The following is a 3,192-nucleotide window of genomic DNA, read 5'->3' as shown; positions in this document are numbered from 1 at the left end:
GCACTTTCAGCCCTTTTTCACCAATGGCCGAAATTGCGCCTAGCGCCATTACATCATTACAGCAAAACACGGCTGTTGGCAATTCATCTTGTCTTAAGATTTTATTCATACATTCATAGCCGTCTTCTGGCTCAAAAAAACCCTCCATCACCCAGTTAGGATTGATAGGCAAATTGGCGTCTTCCATTGCTTTAACAAAGCCTTCATAGCGTGTTTTGGCGGTGGTTTTGATTAATTCTCCCGCAATAATACCAATGGCTTTATGTCCGTTATCAATCAGATATTTGGTTGCCATATAACCGCCCTCAAAGCTGTTATCTTGAATAATATCTGTGTTTTGATTATTCGGCCCCCAATCCATTACCACCATTGGAATATCCGTGAAATTCGCCAATAGATCAAGAGAATCTTGCGTATATTCTGCGCACATTACCAATACGCCGTCCACGCGTTTTTTGGCTAACATTTCTAAGTGATTTTTATTTTTCAGGTTCATTTTGCGTGTTACATAAAAATAAAGAATAACCTTGGCGATAACAATGCTCTTCCACGGCGTGAATAATTTCCGCAAAATAAGGGGCTTCACTGGTGGTTACGATCATTCCAATGGATTTTGTAGTGTTTACTTTCAAGCTTCTTGCCACCGCACTTGGTGAATAATTCAATGCTTGAATGGCATCACGTACTTGCTTTTCTGTTTCTGGCGCAACAAAACGGGTTTTATTGATTACATGAGATACGGTCGTTGTGGATACGCCCGCCATTTTTGCCACATCTTTAATTGTTGCCATAAATCCTCCAAAAAATTTTGGCTATTATAAAGGGCGAAATCGAATTGTTAAGGCTTATTGTGAAAAAATTTGCGCTGTATCACAGCTTTTTCTCGTTTGTTTAAGAAATTTTCTTTTTTTCGCAATTTTGCTATAATCCCGAGAAATTTTATCAACTTTTAGGAGTAAATTATGGGTACATTTGGCTATGCAATGATGATGGTGGTTCTTTCACTTAGCGTGATCCTTGTTCTTGCATCATCGATTTTTTAATGATTTGATCCAAAGAAAAGCTAAGTTTAATAAAACTTAGCTTTTTTATTATGTCTTTGATGCAAAAAATAAGCCCTACATTTGTAGGGCTTATTGCGTTCCTAAATAAAATCAAACGAAATAGAAAATTAAAGTTTATCTGCGTTTTGTTTTAAGTATTTTGCAACGCCTTCTGGGCTATCTTTCATCCCTTCTTTACCTTTTTCCCATTGAGCTGGGCAAACTTCACCGTGCTCTTCGTGGAATTGTAACGCATCTACCATACGGATCATTTCGTCAATGTTACGACCAAGTGGAAGATCGTTTACAACTTGGTGACGAACAACGCCATCTTTGTCGATTAAGAATGAAGCGCGAAGTGCAACGCCTGCTTCTGGGTGTTCGATACCGTAAGCTTGTGCGATGTCGTGTTTAACGTCTGCTACCATTGCGAATTGAACTTCACCGATACCACCGGCATCAACAGAGGTTTTACGCCACGCATTGTGAGTGAATTGAGAGTCGATAGACACACCAACTACTTCAACACCGCGATTTTTGAATTCTTGATAACGGTGATCGAATGCGATGATTTCAGATGGGCATACGAAAGTAAAATCTAAAGGCCAGAAGAAGATAACAGCTGGTTTACCTTTGATGTGTTCTTTTAAGTTAAAGTTATCAACGATTTCACCGTTGCCTAATACTGCTGATGCAGTAAAATCTGGTGCTTGACGAGTTACTAATACCATAGTACAAATCTCCTATAAAAAATTGATGATAGATATGCTTAAACAACAATAAGCGTAAATCGGCAAATATTCTAAAGAAAAGCACCGCACTTGAATAGCTGTTTTTATCTATTAAATTGATTATTTTTACCTAAGTTTAATAAAAGTAAGGAAAATTTATGAAAGCAAATACCACATCAAACACCACTTTTGTCCACGCTGGACGCAAAAAGAGAATGACGCAAGGCAGTGTCAATCCAGTGATTCAGCGAGCTTCTTCGCTAGTTTTTGATTGCCTTGCAGATAAAAAGAAGCAGGCAAAAATCTCACCAAAGGCGCATTATATTACGGCCGCCGCGGCACACTCACTCACTTTGCTTTGCAAGATTTAATGTGTGAATTAGAAGGTGGTGCAGGTTGTTATCTTTATCCTTGTGGAGCAGCAGCAGTAACCAATGCGATTCTTTCTTTTGTCGCCACAGGGGATCATATTTTGATGACAGGGGCGGCTTATGAGCCAACTCAAGTATTCTGTAATGTGATTTTGCAAAAAATGGGCGTGAGTACCACTTATTATGATCCGCTTATGGGCGCGGAAATCGCCAATTTAATGCAGCCCAATACCAAAGTAGTGTTTTTAGAATCACCAAGCTCGCTCACAATGGAAGTGCCTGATATTCCTGCCATTGTAAAAGCCGTGCGTGCGGTGAATCCTGACGTGGTGATTATGATTGATAACACTTGGGCAGCAGGCGTGTTGTTCAAGGCATTGGAACACGGTATTGATATTTCGATCCAAGCAGGCACGAAATATTTAGTCGGCCATTCCGATGCAATGATTGGTACGGCGGTGTCTAACGCCCGTTGTTGGGATAAATTACGCGAACATTCTTATTTAATGGGGCAAATGGTAGATGCGGATACCGCTTATATGACTGCGCGCGGTATTCGTACCTTAGCGGTTCGCCTTAAACAACATCAAGAAAATAGCATAAAAGTGGCGCAATGGCTGGCTCAACAGCCTGAAGTCAAAGCCGTGTATCACCCTGCTTTGCCAAGCTGCCCAGGACACGAAAACTTTAAGCGGGATTTCACTGGTTCAAGTGGGTTATTTTCTTTTGAGTTAAACGAAAATTAACCCAAGAACAATTAGAACGTTTTATGGATCATTTTGAACTCTTCTCAATGGCGTATTCTTGGGGGGGGATTTGAATCTTTAATTCTGTATAACCAACCTGAAGAAATTGCCAAAATTCGTCCAAATATTGCACGCAAGCTCACTGGCACATTAATTCGTGTGCATATTGGTTTTGAAGAAGTTGAAGATTTAATCGCGGATCTGAAAGCTGGCTTTGAACGCTTGAAAGGCTAAACTTGAAAGGCTAAAAGCAAAGACCCCACCTAAAAAGTGGGGTCGTTTTTTGGCTAAAAATTAATTT

2 protein-coding genes and 2 pseudogenes are annotated in these 3,192 nt (G+C 40.0%); 2 read left to right on the top strand and 2 right to left on the bottom strand.

What is annotated here, in order from left to right; all coding sequences use genetic code 11:
- Together C3Z13_RS04310 and C3Z13_RS04305 are read right to left on the bottom strand one after the other, a co-directional pair.
- Window positions 1–791: pseudogene (locus C3Z13_RS04310) on the bottom strand (substrate-binding domain-containing protein); the annotation flags it as partial.
- 380 nt (window positions 792–1,171) lie between these two features.
- Window positions 1,172–1,774 (bottom strand): peroxiredoxin C, encoded by a 603-nt coding sequence (locus tag C3Z13_RS04305; protein WP_103855102.1) that lies wholly within the window; start codon window positions 1,772–1,774, stop codon window positions 1,172–1,174.
- Between the two features lie 158 nt (window positions 1,775–1,932).
- Between C3Z13_RS04305 and C3Z13_RS12180 the strand changes: the two genes are divergently transcribed.
- Both C3Z13_RS12180 and metC read left to right on the top strand, forming a co-directional pair.
- Window positions 1,933–2,145, top strand: a complete 213-nt coding sequence (locus C3Z13_RS12180) for a hypothetical protein (RefSeq protein WP_245872546.1) — start codon at window positions 1,933–1,935, stop codon at window positions 2,143–2,145.
- Window positions 2,127–3,125, top strand: a pseudogene (gene metC / locus C3Z13_RS04300) (cystathionine beta-lyase); the annotation flags it as partial. The gene C3Z13_RS12180 and the pseudogene metC, both read left to right, overlap by 19 nt.
- Window positions 3,126–3,192 lie beyond the last annotated feature (67 nt).

The organism is Avibacterium endocarditidis, from assembly GCF_002921145.1.
Classification (GTDB): domain Bacteria; phylum Pseudomonadota; class Gammaproteobacteria; order Enterobacterales; family Pasteurellaceae; genus Avibacterium; species Avibacterium endocarditidis.
This window is presented reverse-complemented; position numbering and strand designations above follow the sequence as displayed.